Source organism: Citricoccus sp. GCM10030269, from assembly GCF_042665635.1.
In the GTDB taxonomy this organism is placed as follows: Bacteria; Actinomycetota; Actinomycetes; order Actinomycetales; family Micrococcaceae; genus Citricoccus.
Genome location: NZ_JBHTCV010000001.1, coordinates 210,997 through 229,976 on the forward strand (window position 1 = coordinate 210,997; position 18,980 = coordinate 229,976).

Genomic DNA, 18,980 nt, shown 5'->3' on the forward strand with positions numbered 1-18,980 from the left:
CGGGTAACTGCGGTGTGCGCAGTCCCCTATGCCCGCCGCCGGTGAACGGCCGTCAGATTTGCTGCCCGACGCCGGCCAGCCCGTGGGCGTCTCATCTCACGTCCGAGGAGTGGTCGCCTGGGGCGAACTCCTCCGCGCTTCCGCTTCGGCGGCATCGTCCGGGGTCTTCTGAGTCGTGGCAGGATCGTCACGGGCGTTGACCACGATGTCCACGCGCCGGTTGCGATCCAGATTGTCCCGTTCACCGTCCAGGGGGCGGGTGTCTCCGAAACCGGTGGCCGAGACGCTGGCCGCCGGCAGTCCTTGAGCGTCCACCATGTGCCGCACGACTTGGACGGCACGGTCAGCGGAGAGTTCCCAGTTGGTCTCGTAGTTGCGTGGCTCCAGATAATCGGCGTGACCTTCGACCGAGACGGTGCCTTCCTCAGCCTCAATGACCGGAGTGATGCCGGCCAACAACTCTCGTGCCGAGTCGGACAGGGCCGCGGTGTCCGGGCTGAACAGCGTCTCGCCCGAGAGGATGCGGATGACCAGGGCCCCGTTCACCTGGGCGAACTCGACATCGGCCTCGCGGTTCATGGCCTTCAGGTTGCTCTGCACCCCGGCGCGGATGGCCTCCAGCTTCTCCCGAGCGGTTCGGGGTTCCTGAGCCGGCGGTTCCGGCGGCTGCGTGGCGGTGTCCTCGGGAGGAACCGGATGCGCGGGATCCACGGCGTCTTTGCCCGGTTCCATGATGGGCTGGCCGGCTTGTCGATCATCCAGGTCGGTCAATTTCTGCCCGAATCCGGTGGCCAGTGCGTTCTTGAGCTGGTCGTATTTGCCCGCGTCGATGGACGACATGGAGAACAGCACCACGAACGTCAGGAACAGGACGGTCATCATGTCCAGGTACGAGACGGCCCATCGTTCATCCATCTCGGGCGGGTGATTGCCGTCATGCCGTTTGCGCCGTCGTGCCACCTAGGCCGCCCGGGACTTCCCGGCTTTGCCGGAGGTCGCGCCGGTGCCCACGCGAGTGGTCCCGCTGGAGGAGCCCCCGCCGTCGGGATCTGTGCCCTTGCCGGTCTTGTTGCCCTTGGTGTCCAGCCGGTAGTCCGGCACCAAGGCGTGCAGGCGGTCGTTGAGCGCGGTGGAGTTGACACCGGCCTGGATGGACAGCGCGCCCTCCACCACCAGTTCCATGTTGGACTGTTCCAACTCGCACAGTCGCCGGATGCGGGTGGCGATCGGGTGCCAGAAGAAATTGGCCGTCAGCAAGCCCCAGAGTGTGGCGACGAACGCGGCGGCGATCATGTGGCCGAGCTCGTCCGGCTGCGCCAGATTCTCCATGACGTGGATCAGCGAGGCCACCGTTCCCACAATTCCGATGGTCGGGGCATAGCCGCCCATCTGCGAGAACCAGTTCGAGACCGACATGACCTCGTCGCGGCGGGTGTTCTTCTGTGCCTCCAGCAAGTCGGCCAGCGAGTCCGAGTCCAGTCCGTCGGCCAGCCCGGTGATGGCCGATCGAACCAAGGGGTCCTCGGCTTTCTCTGCCTCGGCTTCCAGTTCCAGCAGGGAACCACCGCGTGCTTTGGCGGAGAGGTCGGCAACCTCGTCAATCACCTCTTTTGGCGGACGGATCTTGCCTTTGACTGCCCACCCGAAGATCCTGCCCACGTTCTTCAGATCGCCGAGCGTGGTGCCCATCAGCGAGACCGCGATCGTGCCGCCGAACACGATGATCATGGGGGCGACGAGGAACAGCGAGGAAATGGCCCCGCCCTCCATGAACACCATCACGAAGAGTGAGGCGAAGGCGGCGATGAGGCCGATGATCATCAAAGGATCCACAGGATTACTCCTCCTGGTCGAGTACGGGTGTCAGGTAACCGGTCCGCTGAACGTGCGTCTCACCGGTTTCCTGGGCGGCATGCCACAGCAGATCCACCCGGTGGTCATTGAGGATCGCCTGGACGGTATCGATGTCCTCACGGGCGGTGTAGGACCGGCCGGTGATCATGGTGACCACGCAATTGGCCCCGTTCGCGCGGATCTCTTCGACGAGGTCGGGGTTGAGCCCGAACCGGTCTCCGCGCAGGGTGGTCAACAAGATCATGGCCGTCGGTCCGCTATCGCTTGAGGTTGGTCAGTTCGGACAGGACTTCGTCCGAGGTGGTCACGATCCGCGCGGAGGCCTGAAAGCCTCTCTGGGCCATGATCAGGTTGGTGAACTCCTTGGACAGGTCCGTATTGGACCCCTCGAGTGTGCCGGCGGCCAGGGCACCGAAGCCCTCGGCGCCGGGAGCACCCAGAGTGGGTTCGCCGGAGTTGGCGGTGGCACGGAAGGCGGAGGAGCCGGCCTTTTCCAGGCCGGCGGGGTTGGCGAACGTCGCGATGGCCACCTGCCCGACGGCGCGCAGGTCGCCATTGGAGAAGGTGCCGTTGATCGTGCCGTCCTGAGCGATGGAGAAGCCCTCGATGGTGCCGGCCGCTGCACCGTCCTGACCCGTGAAGGCGGACGTGTCCATGTCCGCATATCCGGTCAATGCGGACAGGTCCACCGAGATTCCTCCGACGGCCAAGGTGTTCGCCCCGGCCTGGACTCCGTTGGTGAACGACACGGAGCCGTTGCCGGTGGCCCCGTTGGCATCCTGGCCGGCGACTGCCCAGCCGCCGGCCTGGCGGGTGAAGGTCAGCGTCAAGGAACGCCCGTTGCCGGAGCCATCTCGGACGGTCACCTCGCGCACGCGAGTCTCGCCGATCTCGGCATTCTGAGGCAGATTGCCGCCCATCTGCGCCGAGGTGGTGGCGCGAGCCGGGGACGTCGCCAGTGCGTCGATGGTCAACGGGACGGCCGCACCGGTCTGGATGGTGCCGTCGGCACCGGCCAGCCAACCATTGAGTTGGGCGCCGTCGACGGTGACCAGGTTGCCCTCGGCGTCCAGACCGAACCCGCCAGCACGGGTGTAGAGCTGTTCACCGCCCTTGGTCACCATGAAGTACCCCTCGCCGCCAATCATCAGATCCGTGGCCTTGCCGGTGGACATCATGGCGCCGGTGGAGTGGTCAGTCGTGATGGCGGCAGTGCGCACACCGAGACCCACCTGAGCCGGGTTGGTCCCACCGAGTCCCGTGCCGGGAGCCCCGGCGTTCTGGGTCATCTGGGACAGCGTGTCCTGGAACGTGACCGTGGAGGCCTTGAATCCGGAGGTGTTGACATTGGCGATGTTGTTGGCCGTGGTGTCCAGCATCTGCTGGTGCGCACTCATGCCGGAGACTCCGGTGTTCAGTGAACGAAGCATGATGGTGCCTTCCTGTGGAATCGACTGGTGGGATCTTCTGGTGGGTGGGCAGTGGTGACTCAGTCCTCGGCCGTGGCGCGGGCCGCCAGGGCGGTGATCTGACTCAAGGTGACGGTCTGGTCGCCGCCGGCGACCTCCAGCAGGGTTTCCCCGTTCTGGAACAGTGCGCCGGTGACGGTGCCGGTGGCCGGAAGCCCGGTGTCGGACTGAAGCCATTCGACGTCCTGCCCGATCAGCGCCGATGCCGTGGACATGGAGCCGGCAGCGGTCTGGCTCTGCAGGGTCTTCGAGATCCCGTTGAGGGTTTCGGTCATCGACAGCTGTGCCGCCTGCGACACCATCTGGTTGGTGTCCATCGGCGAGGACGGGTCCTGGTTCTGCAATTGCGTGACCAGCAGCTTGAGGAAGACCTCTTCGTTCATTTCCTGGGCTGGTCCGGCGGCGGCCTCGCGTGCTTGGCGTGCGGTGTCCAGCGTGATGGTCGGTGCTCCGGTGGCTACCGGGGTGATCGGCTCGGGCATCCGTGGCTCCTTCAAATTGGTTCCGTTGAGTGGCGAGGTGGCTGATGGTCTATGCATGCAGTGGCGGATCAGGCGTAGACGTCCAAGCCGCCTGGATCGTGGTCGCGATCGGTGCCGTGCTCCGCAGATCCGCCGGGCTCACCCGGACTCGCCATGGCACCATCAGCGGTGGTCGCGGTGCTGGCCGTCCCGACGTCATCTTTCTCCGGTTCGTGTCCCTGGCCGGTGCGGTCATTCAAAGAGGCACCGGCGCCGTGATGGCCGGCACCCTGGTTGCTGGCGTTGGCGTCCCGGCCGCCGGCATCTCGGCTTCCGGTGGACAAGTCGAGCGTGGCGCCAGTGTGCGCTGACGCCAGTTCCCGGCGCAGTTCACCGAGGACCAAGCGCAGGTTCTCCCGCCCGGCGTCAGTCCCCGCGGCGATCTCCAGGCGCACGACGCCGTCACGATGGGTGGCCTCCAGGGTCACCGGCCCCAGTGACTCGGGGCTGATGCGGATGACCATCACCTGCGTGCCGTCTGGGCGAGTGACAGCCTGGCCGGCCACCTGTGCGATGGGCGTGGAGAGTTGTTGCACCGTCCAGGCACGCACCGTCGGGCCGGGCGAGGCAACCGGCGGGGGCGGCACCACCGGAGCCACTGCAGAACCGGCAGTCGCCGCAGCGCCGGGAGTCGTCGTAGAGCCGGGAGTCGCTGCAGCTGATTCACCCGACTCCACTGCGGGAGCCACCGCCACGGCGGCAGGAGTGCCCGACGCGGCAGCGGTGGTCGGCGCAGTGGTCAATGCAGTGGTCGGCGCGGTGGACGATGCAGTGGACGGCGGGCTTGCTCCGACGACCACGGACTGGATCGGCGAGGATTTGATCGTCGTGGGCTGAACACGGTGCGCCGGATGGTGCAGCGGGTCGAACGTCGTGCTCACGACCTGATGCACTCCACTCACGACCGTCTGTTCGGTTGCGCTGGATGGTTCAGTTGCCCTGGATGTCAGAGTCATCGGTGCTGTGACTGATGACTGCTCTGTCGCCGGCACTGGATGCTCCGAGCCGGTGGCCATGACATCCTCCGAACCCGTGTGGGAGGCGTCATCTGGACCGGGTAGGGGTCCTCCACCGAGGGTGGGAAGATCACCCTCGTCAGGAAGACCAGCGTGGTCGGACGAGTGGTCGGCCGCCTGGTCGGACGCGGCGTGTCCGTCCACCGAGACTGGCCTGAAGAACTCCCGACCGGCGCGAACCGGTGTGAAACCCTCGGGCAACCGGGACGAATCGTCCGGATTCGCACCCTGAGCTGGGCTGCCCTGGGATGGACCACGCTGAGACGGACTGCCGTGAACGGGACTGCCCTGAGACGGACCGCCCTGAGACGGACCGCCCTGAGCCTGTTTAGCCGACGCATGTCGCAGGCTGTTCGCGAAGCCGCCGCTGGGACCGGACGAACGCGGGCCGCGTGACGGGTCCGGCGTCGGGCCGGGGTTGAGCGAGCTGACCGATGAGGTGATCACGACAGTGCTCCGGCCACTTGCTCGAAGGCGGCGCGAGTGGCACCGGATTCAGTGGTGACACCGGAGGCGGCGCCCGCTCCGGACGGCACCACGCGGCGGATGGTGTCGATGTCATCCCAGGAGAACAGCGATCGGATGGACACGGTCTCCCCCGGCCGGGGCGCGTGTAGGATTTTGTTTCCGCCGAGGAAGATGGCGATGTGGGAGCCGTTGCGCATGCCCAACAGATCGCCCGGTCGTGCCTCGGCCAAGGAACCGATCTCCGTGCCGACCTTGGCCTGATCGCGAGCCACCCTCGGCATGCTGACCCCGAGTTCAGCCATGACGTGCTTGACCAGTCCGGAGCAGTCGAAACCCTGAGACGGTGAGTTTCCGCCCCAGGTGTAGCGGACGCCGAGATGCTTCCGGGCAGTCTCGACGATCGAGTCCCCGAAGTCGCTGCCGGCACCTCCCCGTGTGCTGGTCGAGCTGACCGGACTGCCCGTGGTCGTGGTCGTGGCGCCAGGGACCGACACCGCAATGGCATCCGGCGTGGACGTGGATCCGGTACCGGCAGAGGTTCCGCTGCCGTCCGCTGACGCCGGATTGAGCGCCTCCTCCACCATCGCCGCAAAGGGATCCTCCTGGCCGGAGGACTCGGCCGACAACACCGATCCGCCGGAACCGATGATGCCGCCGGCACCGGCGACTCTGGTGACTCCGCCGGCCACCCAGACCTGCTGCGGGGACAGGCTTAACAGAGTGGACTCGATCTGCGCCATTCGCCCTTCAACCGCTGCGAGGCCCATCACGACTCCCTCTGCCCAGGGTTCCGGTGATGACGCGTCGAGGTCAGATCGTCGATCAGCAGCTGCTCGGACCGCGCCTCGAGTTCGCGCATTCGCGTGTCATGGCGTTCCTTGAGCAATTCCACGCTGCGACGGGCTTGGCGCGCCAGTTTCAGCGCTTGCTCGGCGGCCTCCACCTCACCGTCGGCGACCTCTCGGGCGGCACGGATCTCGGCAAGCTGGTGCGCCGCGCTGGCCCGGGCGATGCCTGCGGCAGACAGTACGGACTGACCGCCCAGGTCCTCGAGCAGCGCCCGTTCCTCGACGGCTCGGCGTTGTTCCCCGCGAGCGGACTGCTGGGCTTGGCTGAGGGTGGCCATGGCCTGGTCTTCCTGGGTTCGGCGGACTCTCAGCAGGGAGGCAAGTTTGAATCCGGCCATCACGCGGCCCGCCTCTCGGCGTCCAGGCGAGCGGCGAGTCCGCCCACACGCGCCCATGCCTCAGCCAGGGGCGTCGAGTCGTCCATGTCCTGACGCAGAAACCCGTCGAGTTCACCGCGAGCGGCCAGGGCTGCATCGGCGAGGGGCCGCGTGCCGGGAACGTAGGCGCCGACGTCGATCAGATCCTGCACATCCCGCTGTTCGGCCAGGGCCCGGCGCACGGTCGTGATGTTCGCTCGGTCCGCGGCGGACGTCACGGCCGAGGCACAGCGAGACAGCGAGGCGAGGACGTCAATGGAGGGATAGTGCCCGGCCACCGCGAGCGCGCGATCCAGCACCAAGTGACCGTCCAGGATGGATCGGGCGGAGTCGGCCACCGGGTCATTGTGGTCGTCACCGTCCACCAGCACCGTGTAGATCCCGGTGACCGAACCGTCCCGGTCGGTTCCGGCGCGCTCCAGCAGTTGGGCCAGCAGAGAGAACGTGGATGGCGGATAGCCGCGGGTGGCCGGCGGTTCCCCGGCGGAGAGCCCGATCTCCCGTTGTGCCAGTGCCACGCGTGTGAGGGAGTCCATCATCAGCACGGCGTGGCGGCCTTCGTCTCGAAAATGCTCGGCGATCCGGGTCGCTGTGAAGGCGGCCTTGCGGCGCATCATGGCCGGTTCATCGCCGGTGGCCACCACGACCACGGAGCGGGCCAGCCCTTCGGGCCCGAGGTCGTCCTCGATGAAACCACGGACCTCCCGGCCTCGTTCGCCGACCAGCGCGATGACGGACACCTCAGCGTCAGTGCCGCGGGCGATCATGGACAGCAACGACGACTTGCCCACGCCCGAGCCGGCGAACAAGCCGATGCGTTGACCACGGCCGAGAGCAGTGAAGGTGTCCACTGCGCGCACGCCGGTGCCGAGCTGACGGTTCACGGGGGCTCGGCGGAGAGCGTGCGGGGCCGAATGGTGTCCCGGGACGAGCAGGGTGTCGTGGATGGGTCCTTTGCCGTCGAGAGGCCGCCCCAGGGCGTCGATGACCCGCCCGATGAGTCCCTGACCCACCGGAACCTGGCCTCCACGGCTTCGGCGTTCCACGGGCGTTCCGGCCGCGGGAGACCAACCGTCGGCCAGCGGCATGACGGTGGCCTCAGTGCGGTTGACCGCCACGACTTCCGCTTCGGTGCGAGTTGGCCCCCGACCGACGGTCACCACGTCTCCGACGGCGACGGCGAGCCCCCCGATGACGGCGCGCAGTCCCTGCGACGAGACCACCGTTCCGCGAGCCACCGGCGCGGTGAGTCCGCGGAGGGAATCGGCGTGCCGAGTCATGATCCGAGACAGGACGGGCGTCGGGCGGTTCATCGGGCCACCTCCCCGCTGAACACAGCCGTCGATCCGTCAGCCGGCTCAGCAGCCCGTCCAACAGCCGGCTCAGCAGCAGAGCCCCTCCGGAGACGTGCCGCATAGTCGCCGACGCGCGCCAGCGCGTCCTCGAGTCCGGCCTCCAGCCAACCGTCGTCGTATTCGGCCACGGCGCCGCCCGGCGGGAGCGTGTGGTCCTCCTGGAGCACGACGCCGGCCGGCGGCTGGCCGGCCTGCGTCACCACGCGGACGGCCGCGGGATGTAACCGAATGGTGTGCACCGGGGACGGCGTAGGGGTGCTGAGGGCGCGGTGAATCGCTGAGCGCGCGGCGACGGAGGCATCGGAGAGTTCTGCGTCCAAGATGATCTCGGCCACCTGGCAGGCGACCTCGAAGATGGTGTCTTCAGCATTGTCCAAGGCGTGGACCATGGAGGCGGACAGTTCGACTGCCGCGCGCTCCAGGGAGGTCAGGGCCTGCTCGGTTCGCTCGCGAGTGGAACGCATCAATCGCTCGTGCTCGGCCTGACGGGCGTCCTCCAGCGCGTCGGCGTGCCCCTGGGCCGCCTTGAGTCCGTCGACGTACCCCCGGGCGCGGCCCTCGATCACGGCGGCGTCCACCACGGGTGAGGAGACCACGGTAGCGGGCACGGCACGATACTCAGGTCGGTATCCGGGCTGGCCTCCAGAACGGGTCTCGTGCTGACCGGGGTGGCCATGGGCGATCAGCTCAGACATACTCGTCCTCCTGCGAGTGCAGATCTAGCTCGCCTTCGGCCTCGAGTGCCCGCACTTGGCGGACCACCTCTCCGCGCGCTTCCTCCACCTCGGAGGCGCGCAGTCGCGGGGTGGACTGGATCTCCTCGTCGAGAGCGACCACGTTGCGCGAGGACATGTTGGCGCGGATCTTCTCTTCCAGCGCCGGGTCGGCACCGCGCATGGCGCGGGCCAGGACATCGGTGCGCACGCTGCGCAGCACCAGCTGCAACGCCCTGCCGTCCAACCGGCTGAGGTCCGTGAAGGTGAACATGAGATTCCGGACCTCCTCGCCGAGCTCCGGGTCGGTGGCGCTCATGTACTCCAGCACGCCCCGCTCGGTCGCCGAGTCAGCCCGGTTGACGATCTCCACCAGCGACTGGACTCCCCCGACATTGGCCTGCTCCCGTGCCGTAGCCACTGACGACACCCGCGTCTTGAGAATCTCGGCGGTGGCCTGGACGGCATCCGTGGACGGGGACCCCATCGTGGCGATGCGGAACGCCACCCCGTTGCGGACCTGCTCGTCCAGACCGGACAACACGGCCGAGGCGGTCCGCGGATCCAGGTTGGACAGCACCACCGCCATGATCTGCGGAGTCTCCTCGCGAACCAGAGCCAGGATCTGACTGGCGTCCATGGTGTCGAGGAATTCGAAGGCCCGGCCGGCCAGCACGCCTTCGGCACGGTCCATGACATCTCCGGCCTGGTCCTCACCGAAGGCCCCGGAGATCAGCTGACGGGCCAGCAGAGCACCGCCCCGGGCGGGAACCCGGCCCGAGTCCACCATGACGGCCAACTCGGACATGACCGCGTCCACCATCTCCGGCGTGGCGGTCTTCATCCGCATGATCTCGGCGGAGACCTCATGCGCCTCGTCCTGAGTGAAGTGGGACATCACCTGCGAGGCCACGGCCGGTTCCAGATCCATCAAGAGGACTGCGACCTTCTGGACACCGCTGAGGGTACCGATCCGGGAAACGTGCTTCACGCCAGCTCCTTCGTTTCCATCATCGAGCGCATCATCTCCGCGGTCCGTGCCGGGTCTTCGGCGGCGGCCCGGTGGACCCGTTCAGCCGGGCTGAGCTCGGTCGGCGTCGAGAGGACTGCTCCCAGTGCCTGGGTCTCCGGCCCGGTCGCGGCAGGACCCGACGTTCCTGATGTGGCGCCGGCCGGGTGCTCGATAGCCGGAATCTGGCCGGTGTCCGGGCCACTGGAACGGTCCAGCAGCGCCGGCAGCGGAGAGGTCTCCCCGAGGTCCTCCAGAGTCTCCACCGTCCGTCGGCGGCGCAGGATCAGCCACACGACGAAGGCCACGATCAACAGGAGGCCGACGACCCCGTAGAGGAGCAGATCCCGGATCAGCGCGTCGCGGGCGGCCTCCGCCTCAGCCGCTGCGGCCGCATCCAGAGCCTCCTGCGCTTCGGTGGCGGCGACGGTGGAGAAGGGGATGATCTCCACGGTGACGGTGTCCCCACGAGCCGCGTCGATCCCGGCGGCCGTGGAGACCAGGTCGGTGACCTGCTCATCGGTCAGACCGGCAGCCGCCGCGGCGTCCACGGCCACGGCGACCGTTTGACGTTCGACGTCTCCGGCCGGCGTCGTGGTGGAGGTGGTGGTCTTGTCCACGGCATTGGTGCGGGATTCGGACTCGGAGGTGTACTCGCCGTTGCCGCCGGCGTCGGCCTCCGTGTTGGCGACGTTGTCCGGGCCGAGCACGCCGGTCCCGGCGGGCATGCCGCCGCCGGTGTAGTCCTCCGTGGTGGCATCCTCAGTGAGGGCTTTGACTCCTCCTTCCGGGTCGAAGAACTCCTCAGAGACGGTCTCAGACGTGGACCGGGCGGTCTGGACGGTCGCGGCGACGGTGGAGTTGCCCGGGCCCACCAGGTTGTCCAGGACTTTCTGGACGTTGGCGTTGACGGCGGCGGAGCGCTCCTGATCCCCACCGCTGGTGTCCAGGGGCCCCTCCCCGACGGCGGACAGGACCTTGCCGGTCGAATCGACGACGGCCACGTTGGTGGCATCCATGCCCTCCACCGAGGCGCTGGCCAGGTGGACCACGGCCTGGACCTGCTGGGTACTGAGACCACCACGCAGGGTAGAGAGGAACACCGAGGCGGTCGGCTCACCCTGCTCGGCGGCGAAGACGGTCTCCTCGGGGAGGGCGAGCTTCACGGAGGCTTGCTCCACCCCCTCCATCTGTCCGATCGTCGCGGCGAGTTCCCCCTCGAGCGCGCGTTTGTACGTGGTGTCCTGCTGGAACTCTGACGAGGTGATGCCCACCTCGTCGAGGAGGTTGTACCCGGTGCCCCCGCCGGAGGGCAGTCCGGCTGCGGCGGCGGCCAGGCGCTGGTCGTAGACGTCGTCGTCCGGAACCAGGATGGTGGTGCCGCCGTCGGAGAGTTCGTACTCGACACCAGCGGACTTCAGCTGGTCGACGACGGCGGCCGCGTCAGACGAGGACAGACCGGTGAACAGCGGGGACAGCGTGGGCTTGGACATCTGGACGGCGGCGAAGATGCCACCCGCCACCAACAGCACGGCCAGCAGCGAGGCGATGAGGCGCTGCCCCAAGGACATCTCGGACAACCGGTCGGCGATCCCCCGGAACCAGCCGCCGGCACCGCCGGCCGAACGCCGGCCAGACGGCAGCGCGGCTGGACTGCTCATGCTGCTCATGCCTGGATCCTCATGAGTTCGTTGAAGGCCTGCAGTCCGCTGTTGCGCAGCGAGACCATCAGGTCCATCGTCGCTGAGGCCTCGGCGGCGGCGATGGTGGCCTGGTGGATGTCCTCAAGGTCACCGGTCACCGCCTTCAGGCTCAGGGTGTCACGTTCGCCCTGGACGGCCTGCAGCGCGTCGACCTGACCGGCGAGCTGGGCCCCGAAGGAGCCCCCCGCCGGGTGAATGTCGGTGGTGGGCGGAACGCCCGGCAGCGGGGCCGACGTCGGGAGGCTGGGTTGGACGGCCGGAGACAGAGCCGAGAGGGCCGCCACGGAGTTGAGCGCGTCAAGAGGCATCAGTTGCGTCCGATCTCGATGCCGGCCTGGTACACGGTCTTGGCCTTGTCCACGACCTGAGAGGCCAGGGAGTAGGAGCGCTGGGCCATGATCAGGTTGCCCATCTCCACGCCCATGTCCACGTCCGGCCGGCGGACGTAGCCCTCCTCATTGGCCTCCGGGTGGTCCGGCTCATAGGAGAGGACGCCCTCGGCGTCGCCGTACTGGACACCGGTGACCTGCACTCCCTGACTGGCCTCGTTGGGGGCGACTTCGAGGTAGCGAGCACGGAAGGCGTCACCGTCCGCGGAGGTGACCGTGTTCATGTTGGCCAGATTGTCGGCGGTGGCGTCGATCCAGCGGCGGTTGGTGGACATCGAGGTGCCGGCGATGCCGATCGCTTCGAATGATGGCATCAGGAGGTCCTCGCAGCCGTGGAGACTCCGGAGAGCTTGGACTTGATGGCCTGAGAGGCGAACTGGTAGCTCAGCACCGTGGCCTCGTTGGAGAGCACCTCGGTGTCCGCGTTGACGTTGTTGCCGTTCAGTCGGGTGGGTTCGAGGGAGGGTCTCTCGGCCGGAGCCACCCGCCCGTTCCCCTCCGCGATCGAGTGAGCGAGCTGCTCCTCGAACTGGACCTTGGTGGCCTGAAACAGCGGAGTGTTGACATTGGCGAGGTTGTTCGCGATGGCACGCTGACGCGCCGCCAACCCGTCCAGGGCTGACTCCAGAGCATTGACTGTCACGGACAACTGTCTCCCCTTCCCACAGACCCACGGACCCGAGGCCGGGCCGTGAAGTGCACTCGTCGTTCTCACCTGCCCTCATGGACATGCGCAGAACTCCGGACGCGGGCGACCCTTTCGGGACGCCACGGACATCCCTATGCACGCCAGGCTCAGACGGGGGCGCATTTTGTGTGCGGGGCCGGCCGGCCAGACGAATCGGTCAGGCGAATCGATCAGGCGCCGGTGTCGAGGTAAGCGGGGGTGCTGCCACGGTGGGGTTGGGTCATGCGAGTGGCCTGAGCAGTGGCCTGGAGAGAGGCGGCGACGCCGGATCGCTCGGTGTGCAAAGCACCCAGGGCGTCGGCGAGGCGGGCGTTGAGTTCCTCGAGCCGACGTCGGACACGCTCCGGCGGGGTACCGGCCGGGCGGCTTTCCAGGGTCGTGGGGAACGGGGGCTGGTGGCCGGCATCGAGCCAGTCCTCGAGGTCGTTCGCCAGTTTCTCCCACGCCAGCTCGGCAAGGACGGCGTCGGTGGTGGCAGGGGATTCGTCGGGGGATACAGAATTCGCCGCTGTACTCACGATGGTGTTCCTGAGGTTCGGGCCGCCTGGGTGAAGGCCTCGGCCACCGGGGTGAGCAGGTCCAGGGCGCTGGCGACGCCGGCCGGATCCGAGTCCCGGTTGGCTGCGGCAATGGTGTTCAGGCAGTAGCCGTAGACGGCTTTGAGGTCGGCGGCACCGGACCAGGCGTTGACGTCCAGAGTGGAGTCGAGCTCCGTCAGGATCGCCTGGGCGTGCACCAGGTGCGAGCTCGCTGCTCCCGGCTGCCCGGCGCCGAGGTCGGCTGCCGCACGATGCAGATCCAGGAGGAGCCGCTGGAACAGTTTGACCGTGAGCTGGGCCGGAGTGGCGGTCATGAGCTCGCGACGACGCATCTCCTCGACGGCGTTTCGCTGGGAGCTTCCCAACATGATGTCCTCCAATGGTCCAGTGGCGAGGGTCAGGCGGTACGGGTCAGGCGGTACGGGTCAGGTGACGGGGATCGTGGTGCGGTGAGACGGTGGCGGCCGAGCCGTCAGCTGTTGTTGTTGGAGCTCTGGTCGGCGAACATGGCGAACTGGCCGGTCAGGTACTTCTGCAGATCATTGGCCTTGGCGATGGCCAGTTCCATCGCGGTGAACCGTGCACGCAGGGTGGCCTCACGCATCTCGATGCGGCGTTCGGCGTCGGTGATGGAATCCTGCGTGCGGCGGTTGTCCGTGACCCGATTCTCGATGGACGTGGTGAGCATCCCGTCGTACTCGTCCGAGTAAGTGTCCGCGGCGGTGGAGACGCGGCCGGCGAGATCGGCCAGAGCCGTGGCGACCGCGCTCGGGTCGGCGGCCAGCGCTTCGGCGAAAGTCTCCGCGTCGAAGGTGAGCTGACCGTTGCGGTCCGGTTCGATGCCCATCCAGGACTGGCTGGACCCGTCGGCCGGTCGGACGGCAGCCGTGAAGAGGCTGTTCTGCAGGGACCGGACCGTGGAGTCGCCGACGAAGAGTCCGGCCTTGGTCTCGTCACCGCTCGTGCCGGTGCCGGAGGTCACCGTGGTGTTGAGCTTCAGAGTCTCCAGAATGCTGTTGATCTCGGTGACGAGCGCCTGCGCCTTGTCGGTCGCCGCGGCGGGGTCGTTCTCGGCGGTGACGCTGGCGGTCTGCCCGACGGCGGCGGCCGAGACGGTGATGTCCACGCCGGTGGCCAGGTCGCCGAAGGTGTTCGAGGAGCTGGTGATGGTCTGAGCAGCCGCCGTTCCGGCGAAGAGGGTGATCTGCGCATCGGCACCGGTGGAGGTCAGGGCCCCGCCGTTGGCCGGATCGAAGAGGTCCGTTCCGCCGGCCGTGGCCGTGAAGCTACCGGCGGTGCCCGTGGTGTTCGAGACGAGCTGCAGCCGGTGCAGGGTATTGCCCTCGGCATCGGTCCCGGCACGGACCAGGGTGGCCGAGACTCCGAGTCCCGCGGCGGCGTTCACGTTCGTGGCCACGTCGTTCAGCGAGGTGCCGGTGAAGGTGTGCGCGGTGCCGTCGGCGGTGGTGATGACGAGCTCGGAGCCGTCCCAGCCGGACAGCGGGGCGGAAACGCCGGAGTGGCGGGCGGCGACGGCGTCGACGGAGAAATCCAGGGACGTGGGAGTGGCGCCGTCGGCGACCGTGACGGTGACGCCCTCCAGGGTTGAGGTGCCGGTCACGGGCCGGAAACCCGAGCCCTCGGACATCTCGGAGGTCTTGGTGGCCAGTTCGGCGACGAGCGTGTTCAGTTGCCGCAGAGCTTTGACCTGGTTCTGCCCCTCGGCCAGGCGTTCTTCCATGAGCATGACGGGCATCTTGTCTGCAGACAGGATGGCGCCGATGAGTGCGGTCGTATCGAGCCCGGAGGCGATGCCGTCGAAGCTGATGCCGGCCATGGCCTGTGCCTTCCTGCCGAGGTGTGAGGGTCTGTGCTGGTGATGGTTCTGGGTGCTGAGTGGCGGCCGGGACCGAAGGGACTCCGGTGCCGGCCGCCGCTCGTCAGATGCTGCTCGTCAGATGTGCCTCAGGATCAGCGCAGGAGCTGCAGGACGCCCTGGGTGGACTGGTTGGCCTGAGCCAGCATGGCCTGGGAGGCCTGCTGCTTGATGTTGGAGGCGGACAGCTCCACCATTTCCTTGGCCATGTCCACATCGCGGATGCTGGACTCGGCCGCGGTCAGGTTCTCGGCGGAGATGTTGACGTGCTTGATGGTCTGCTCCAGGCGGTTCTGGGTGGCACCGAGGTCGGAGCGGGCAGTGGACACGTACGCGATCTGAGTGTCGACAGCGGTGATCGACGTGGCCGCGGCGGCAGCAGTGGTGACATCCAGGGCGGAGACGGCGGCGGCAACATCGGTCAGGCTGGCGGCAGTCAAGTCCAGAGTGATCTGATCGTTGGTGGCGTTCGCCCCCACCTGGAAGGAGAACTGGCCGTCGCCGGCCGGACCGGAGGCGCCGTTCAGCAGGGAGATGCCGTTGAAGGTGATCGACTCGGCCATGCGGCCCAATTCCTCGCCCAGGGCCTTGATCTCGGTGTCGATGGCAGTACGAGCATCGGCGTTGTTCGAGTCGTTGCCGGCCTGGACGGCCAGGTCACGGACGCGCTGCAGGATCTCGTGGGCCGAGGAGAGGCCGCCTTCAGCGGTCTGGATCAGGGAGACGGCGTCGCCGGCGTTGCGGGCGGCAACCTCCAGGCCGTTGGACTGAGCCTTCAGGCCCTCGGCGATGGACAGGCCGGCCGCGTCGTCGGCGGCGCGGTTGATGCGCAGACCGGAGGACAGCTTCTCCATGGAGGAAGCGGCGGACTCGGAGGCCAAGTTCATCTGGCGGTAGGTGTTGTTGGCCGCGATGTTGGTGTTGATGACGGTCATGTCGTGCTCCTTGGGAGAAAGGACGTGGGTCAGAGGTTGTTTCGGACCCGCGCCGCGGACCCGACACTGCACTTATCGGCACGGCACGGAGGTTTTTTCACCCCGGCCGAAAAATTTCTGGGCAGTCAGGCAGCTCAGCAGTTTTCGCACCGATCCTGACCAGTCGCAGTCATTTTCAGCACGAGCGGTCAGGATCGCTGCGAAAACAGGCAGGTGTGGGAGCGGAGCGGGTGTGGAAGTGAGGCGGGTGTGGAAGTGAGGCGGGGGTGGAAGTGGGGTGGGGTGGTGAGCGGAATGAGGGGATGATGATGAGCGGTCACTACGCATAGCGCTGGACCGGGGGGACGATCCCGCCCTGCATGGCCCCGCCGGCGGCAGCCAGGAACCTCTCACGACCGGCCGCCGGGACGGAGGCCGCCAGGGACTCCGCCGGCCTGACGGACAGGGCAGTGCCCAGCACCTCCTGCAACAGCGCCAGCCCGCGCTTCTTCTCCTTGGACACGGTGGCATCGGAGACGCCCAATTGCTGGGCCACCTCGCCCTGTGCCATGCCTTGGAAGTAGTGCAACTGCACCACCTGACGGGTCCGTTCGGGCAGCGAGTCCACCGCCTTGTGCAACAGCAGGTCCTTCTCCGCGTCGAGCACCCGCTTCTCTGGGCCGTCCTCGGTGGCGGCCAGCATGTCGGAGATCGAATCGTCCATCGGCACCATCGATTTGGACGCTTCCGCGGTCATCGCCTGCAGGTCCTCCACGGAGACCCCGAGCGCCGCAGCGAGCTCCGAGTTCTCCGGATCCCGCCCCAGGGAATGGGTCAGCTGCGCGCGGGCCCGTTCCAGGCGTTTGGCTTTGTCCCGGCCGCGGCGGCCCATCCAGTCGAGGTGCTGCAGAAACTCCTGGATCGCCCACCGGATCTTCAGGTGCGCCCACGTGGAGAACTGGGTGCCGGCGTCGGGGTCCCAATCCCGTGCTGCCAGAACGAGACCTTCCAGGCCGACCGAGACCATCTCGTCCCGCTCCACCATGGGGTATCTGTGGTGCATCTCGGACACCGCATAGCCGACCAGGGGGATGTTCTGCTCCACCAGGTCGTTCCGTGCTTGGCTCATGTATCCAAGACATGCGCAGAAATCTCCGGCCGGGGGTGAAAAGTCGGTCCATGTGTACCGATAACAAGGTCAGCTCGGGACGGAACCGTCCCACCGGTCCCCGGCCGGAGGCGTGAAAGGTGCGGCAATGCAAGCAGAAGAACTGTCCAACGAGCTGTGGCGCGAGCGCGGCATCTTGGAGAACCTGCTGTACAAGTTCACGACCCAGCGCCTGCTCGTCACGAATGGAGAATCGCGCTGGCTGGGCCGGTGCACCGCCGAGATCGATGCGCTGAAGAACCAGCTGTCCACCACGCAGCTGACGGTGGACGTGCTGTCTGCCGCGGTCGCTGAGCAATGGGGTCTGACCACCGAGTCCTCCCCCACCCTCCGTGAGTTGATGGCCGCCGCGCCGCAAGACGGGCCCTGGGGTGGAATTCTGCGGGACCACCATGGCGCGATCCTGCGGTTGGCCGATGAGATCCGCTCCCTGTCCGAGGAGAATCAACGCTTCCTCCGGGCCGCCAACATCTCTCTGCAAGAAGCCGGTCAGCAGCCCTCGGCTCCCGTGGCCTACACGGCGGCCGGCTCCCCCGCCCCCACCTCCGGTGCCGCACTCGTGGATCGTCAGGGTTGAGATGGGACTGAGCACGTTCTCGACCCTGAACACCGCGGCACGCGGGCTGGAGGCGGCCCGCGCGCAGATCGCCGTGACCGCGCAGAACACGGCCAACGCCGGCACCGTCGGCTACACCCGGCAGTCCGCGCAGCTTCAGGCCGCACCGGGCATCCAGCCGAGCGGCCTGTTCCCCGACCCGACCGGTCCCGGCCAGGGCGTGGACGTCGTGGGGATCGGCCGGTCCTCCAGCGAATTGCTGAATCGCCAGGTCCGCACGGCCGTGGGACAGTCCGGTTTCCAGCAGGTCCGCGCCGAGGCCTATTCCGGCGTCGAAGACCTCCTCCGCGAGCCCGGCGACAGCTCAGTGTCCACAGCGGTCAACGACTTCCACGCTGCCTGGGCGGATGTGGCCAACCACCCGGAAGACACCGGAGCCGCCTCGGTGCTGCTGGAGAAAGCGGCGGCTCTGGCGAGCCGTCTTCGCGGCGATGTCCACCAGCTTGAGAACCAGTACACCGCGCAGTCCACCGAACTCCGCGCCGAGGTGGAGCAGGTCAACGCTCTGGCCGGACAACTCGCCGGACTCAACGACGCCATCCGTCAGACGACTGCCGCGAACGGTTCCGCCAACGAACTGCTGGACGTCCGTGATCAGGTCGCCGAACAACTCACCGGACTGACCGGCGGCCAGTTGCGTCTCGCGGCTGACGGGACGTCCGACTTTCTGGTGGGTGGCAATGCGCTCGTCTCCGGTGAAGATCATCGAACCCTGACTGCCGTCGTCGGGAACGGCCCCGGTGAGCCGGCCACCGTCTCCTGGTCTCATCGTCTGGGCTCCGGCATCCCCGCGTCCGCCGGAATCGACGGAGGCTCGATCGCCGGGCGGCTGTCCGTGCTCTCGGACGTTGGTCCGCTCGCCACGGCCACCGAGGCCTATGACGCCTTGGCCGCCTCGATCGCCAGCACCACCAACGCCGTGCACAGCACGGGATTCACCGGTTCCGGCACCGCAGGCGGCCCCTTCTTCGCCTACGACGCCGGCCGCGGCGCCTCCTCGCTCGCGGTCGCCGTCACGGACCCGTCCGGCGTTGCCCACGGTGCCGAGGGTGCCGGTGCACTCGACGGAACGATCGCCGATCAGATCGCCCAGCTCGGTCCCCAGGTGACCGCCCCCTGGACCGGCTTCGTCACCACCACCGGCGGGGCCTCGCGTTCCGCCCTGGACGGACTGTCCCTGTCAGTGGGGACCGAGTCGGCCGCGCGTGCCTCGCAGCAGTCATTGGCCAGCGTGGACCGGGACGAGGAAGCGGTGAATCTCGTGACGTTCCAGCACGCCTACCAGGCTTCGGCCCGCGTGCTGACTGCCGTCGACGAGATGCTCGACCAGTTGATCAACCGCACCGGACTCGTCGGCCGTTGACGCGGGCCAATGCACCGACTCCCTCTGACTCCGCTGACCACTCCCTCCTCTGACCCAGCTCTGACCCACCGCAGACCGACCTCTAGCCCAGCAA

22 protein-coding genes are annotated in these 18,980 nt (G+C 67.6%); 2 read left to right on the plus strand and 20 right to left on the minus strand.

Annotated features, from left to right (window positions below; genetic code table 11):
- Positions 1-96 precede the first annotated feature (96 nt).
- The 20 genes from ACFQQD_RS01020 to ACFQQD_RS01115 form a co-directional block, all read right to left on the minus strand.
- Complete coding sequence (locus tag ACFQQD_RS01020) at positions 97-960, minus strand: flagellar motor protein MotB (RefSeq protein WP_378085290.1); 864 nt, start codon at positions 958-960, stop codon at positions 97-99.
- Entirely contained in the window at positions 961-1,833 is an 873-nt protein-coding gene (locus tag ACFQQD_RS01025) for a motility protein A (protein ID WP_378085292.1), read from the minus strand.
- A gap of 4 nt (positions 1,834-1,837) precedes the next feature.
- Entirely contained in the window at positions 1,838-2,098 is a 261-nt protein-coding gene (locus tag ACFQQD_RS01030) for a flagellar FlbD family protein (RefSeq protein ID WP_378085294.1), read from the minus strand.
- A 13-nt stretch (positions 2,099-2,111) separates the two neighbouring features.
- Positions 2,112-3,284, minus strand: coding sequence for a flagellar hook protein FlgE (locus tag ACFQQD_RS01035; RefSeq protein WP_378085296.1), 1,173 nt, complete (start codon positions 3,282-3,284; stop codon positions 2,112-2,114).
- Positions 3,285-3,343: 59 nt separating this feature from the next.
- On the minus strand, positions 3,344-3,805 hold the full coding sequence (locus ACFQQD_RS01040) for a flagellar hook assembly protein FlgD (RefSeq protein ID WP_378085298.1): 462 nt from the start codon (positions 3,803-3,805) through the stop codon (positions 3,344-3,346).
- A gap of 68 nt (positions 3,806-3,873) precedes the next feature.
- Positions 3,874-4,725, minus strand: a complete 852-nt coding sequence (locus ACFQQD_RS01045; RefSeq protein ID WP_378085300.1) for a flagellar hook-length control protein FliK — start codon at positions 4,723-4,725, stop codon at positions 3,874-3,876.
- A gap of 578 nt (positions 4,726-5,303) precedes the next feature.
- Positions 5,304-6,068, minus strand: a complete 765-nt coding sequence (locus ACFQQD_RS01050; RefSeq protein ID WP_378085302.1) for a C40 family peptidase — start codon at positions 6,066-6,068, stop codon at positions 5,304-5,306.
- 26 nt (positions 6,069-6,094) lie between these two features.
- A complete protein-coding gene (locus tag ACFQQD_RS01055; RefSeq protein ID WP_378085304.1) occupies positions 6,095-6,517 on the minus strand; it encodes a hypothetical protein in 423 nt (140 codons plus the stop codon).
- Positions 6,514-7,866: a FliI/YscN family ATPase gene (locus ACFQQD_RS01060; protein WP_378085306.1), complete on the minus strand. Its 1,353-nt coding sequence runs from the start codon at positions 7,864-7,866 to the stop codon at positions 6,514-6,516. Before ACFQQD_RS01060 ends, ACFQQD_RS01055 begins: the two co-directional genes overlap by 4 nt.
- A complete protein-coding gene (locus ACFQQD_RS01065) occupies positions 7,863-8,603 on the minus strand; it encodes a FliH/SctL family protein (RefSeq protein ID WP_378085308.1) in 741 nt (246 codons plus the stop codon). The genes ACFQQD_RS01060 and ACFQQD_RS01065 overlap by 4 nt, the downstream gene beginning before the upstream one ends.
- Positions 8,596-9,612 carry a flagellar motor switch protein FliG gene (gene fliG, locus ACFQQD_RS01070; protein ID WP_378085310.1) on the minus strand — a complete coding sequence of 339 codons (1,017 nt, stop codon included), beginning with the start codon at positions 9,610-9,612 and terminating at the stop codon, positions 8,596-8,598. Before fliG ends, ACFQQD_RS01065 begins: the two co-directional genes overlap by 8 nt.
- Positions 9,609-11,300 (minus strand): flagellar basal-body MS-ring/collar protein FliF, encoded by a 1,692-nt coding sequence (gene fliF, locus ACFQQD_RS01075; RefSeq protein WP_378085312.1) that lies wholly within the window; start codon positions 11,298-11,300, stop codon positions 9,609-9,611. Before fliF ends, fliG begins: the two co-directional genes overlap by 4 nt.
- The gene (locus ACFQQD_RS01080) at positions 11,297-11,641 is read right to left on the minus strand and encodes a flagellar hook-basal body complex protein FliE (protein ID WP_378085314.1); all 345 of its coding nucleotides are present in this window, start codon (positions 11,639-11,641) and stop codon (positions 11,297-11,299) included. The genes fliF and ACFQQD_RS01080 overlap by 4 nt, the downstream gene beginning before the upstream one ends.
- On the minus strand, positions 11,641-12,036 hold the full coding sequence (locus ACFQQD_RS01085) for a flagellar basal body rod protein FlgC (protein ID WP_378085316.1): 396 nt from the start codon (positions 12,034-12,036) through the stop codon (positions 11,641-11,643). Before ACFQQD_RS01085 ends, ACFQQD_RS01080 begins: the two co-directional genes overlap by 1 nt.
- Positions 12,036-12,371, minus strand: coding sequence for a flagellar basal body rod protein FlgB (locus ACFQQD_RS01090; protein ID WP_378085318.1), 336 nt, complete (start codon positions 12,369-12,371; stop codon positions 12,036-12,038). Before ACFQQD_RS01090 ends, ACFQQD_RS01085 begins: the two co-directional genes overlap by 1 nt.
- Positions 12,372-12,580: 209 nt before the next feature.
- Positions 12,581-12,928 (minus strand): hypothetical protein, encoded by a 348-nt coding sequence (locus ACFQQD_RS01095; protein WP_378085320.1) that lies wholly within the window; start codon positions 12,926-12,928, stop codon positions 12,581-12,583.
- Positions 12,925-13,317: a flagellar export chaperone FliS gene (gene fliS / locus ACFQQD_RS01100; RefSeq protein WP_378085322.1), complete on the minus strand. Its 393-nt coding sequence runs from the start codon at positions 13,315-13,317 to the stop codon at positions 12,925-12,927. Before fliS ends, ACFQQD_RS01095 begins: the two co-directional genes overlap by 4 nt.
- 104 nt (positions 13,318-13,421) lie before the next feature.
- Entirely contained in the window at positions 13,422-14,786 is a 1,365-nt protein-coding gene (gene fliD / locus ACFQQD_RS01105) for a flagellar filament capping protein FliD (RefSeq protein ID WP_378085324.1), read from the minus strand.
- A 134-nt stretch (positions 14,787-14,920) separates the two neighbouring features.
- Complete coding sequence (locus ACFQQD_RS01110; RefSeq protein ID WP_378085326.1) at positions 14,921-15,760, minus strand: flagellin; 840 nt, start codon at positions 15,758-15,760, stop codon at positions 14,921-14,923.
- Positions 15,761-16,079: 319 nt separating this feature from the next.
- Positions 16,080-16,868, minus strand: coding sequence for a sigma-70 family RNA polymerase sigma factor (locus tag ACFQQD_RS01115; RefSeq protein WP_378085328.1), 789 nt, complete (start codon positions 16,866-16,868; stop codon positions 16,080-16,082).
- 127 nt (positions 16,869-16,995) lie between these two features.
- On the opposite strand from ACFQQD_RS01115, the gene flgN reads away from it, so the two are divergent.
- Both flgN and flgK read left to right on the plus strand, forming a co-directional pair.
- Positions 16,996-17,484, plus strand: coding sequence for a flagellar export chaperone FlgN (gene flgN / locus ACFQQD_RS01120; protein ID WP_378085330.1), 489 nt, complete (start codon positions 16,996-16,998; stop codon positions 17,482-17,484).
- Position 17,485: 1 nt separating this feature from the next.
- Positions 17,486-18,886, plus strand: a complete 1,401-nt coding sequence (flgK, locus tag ACFQQD_RS01125; protein ID WP_378085332.1) for a flagellar hook-associated protein FlgK — start codon at positions 17,486-17,488, stop codon at positions 18,884-18,886.
- Positions 18,887-18,980 lie beyond the last annotated feature (94 nt).

Bases quoted from the DNA above. Each gene is read 5' to 3' on its own strand.
- ACFQQD_RS01030 (WP_378085294.1), bottom strand. From the start codon at position 2,098: ATGATCTTGTTGACCACCCTGCGCGGAGACCGGTTCGGGCTCAACCCC.
- flgK (WP_378085332.1), top strand. From the start codon at position 17,486: ATGGGACTGAGCACGTTCTCGACCCTGAACACCGCGGCACGCGGGCTG.
- ACFQQD_RS01085 (WP_378085316.1), bottom strand. From the start codon at position 12,036: ATGCCATCATTCGAAGCGATCGGCATCGCCGGCACCTCGATGTCCACC.
- ACFQQD_RS01040 (WP_378085298.1), bottom strand. From the start codon at position 3,805: ATGCCCGAGCCGATCACCCCGGTAGCCACCGGAGCACCGACCATCACG.
- flgN (WP_378085330.1), top strand. From the start codon at position 16,996: ATGCAAGCAGAAGAACTGTCCAACGAGCTGTGGCGCGAGCGCGGCATC.
- ACFQQD_RS01080 (WP_378085314.1), bottom strand. From the start codon at position 11,641: ATGCCTCTTGACGCGCTCAACTCCGTGGCGGCCCTCTCGGCTCTGTCT.
- ACFQQD_RS01065 (WP_378085308.1), bottom strand. From the start codon at position 8,603: ATGTCTGAGCTGATCGCCCATGGCCACCCCGGTCAGCACGAGACCCGT.
- fliS (WP_378085322.1), bottom strand. From the start codon at position 13,317: ATGTTGGGAAGCTCCCAGCGAAACGCCGTCGAGGAGATGCGTCGTCGC.
- ACFQQD_RS01115 (WP_378085328.1), bottom strand. From the start codon at position 16,868: ATGAGCCAAGCACGGAACGACCTGGTGGAGCAGAACATCCCCCTGGTC.
- fliF (WP_378085312.1), bottom strand. From the start codon at position 11,300: ATGAGCAGCATGAGCAGTCCAGCCGCGCTGCCGTCTGGCCGGCGTTCG.
- ACFQQD_RS01050 (WP_378085302.1), bottom strand. From the start codon at position 6,068: ATGGCGCAGATCGAGTCCACTCTGTTAAGCCTGTCCCCGCAGCAGGTC.
- ACFQQD_RS01110 (WP_378085326.1), bottom strand. From the start codon at position 15,760: ATGACCGTCATCAACACCAACATCGCGGCCAACAACACCTACCGCCAG.
- ACFQQD_RS01060 (WP_378085306.1), bottom strand. From the start codon at position 7,866: ATGAACCGCCCGACGCCCGTCCTGTCTCGGATCATGACTCGGCACGCC.
- fliD (WP_378085324.1), bottom strand. From the start codon at position 14,786: ATGGCCGGCATCAGCTTCGACGGCATCGCCTCCGGGCTCGATACGACC.
- ACFQQD_RS01035 (WP_378085296.1), bottom strand. From the start codon at position 3,284: ATGCTTCGTTCACTGAACACCGGAGTCTCCGGCATGAGTGCGCACCAG.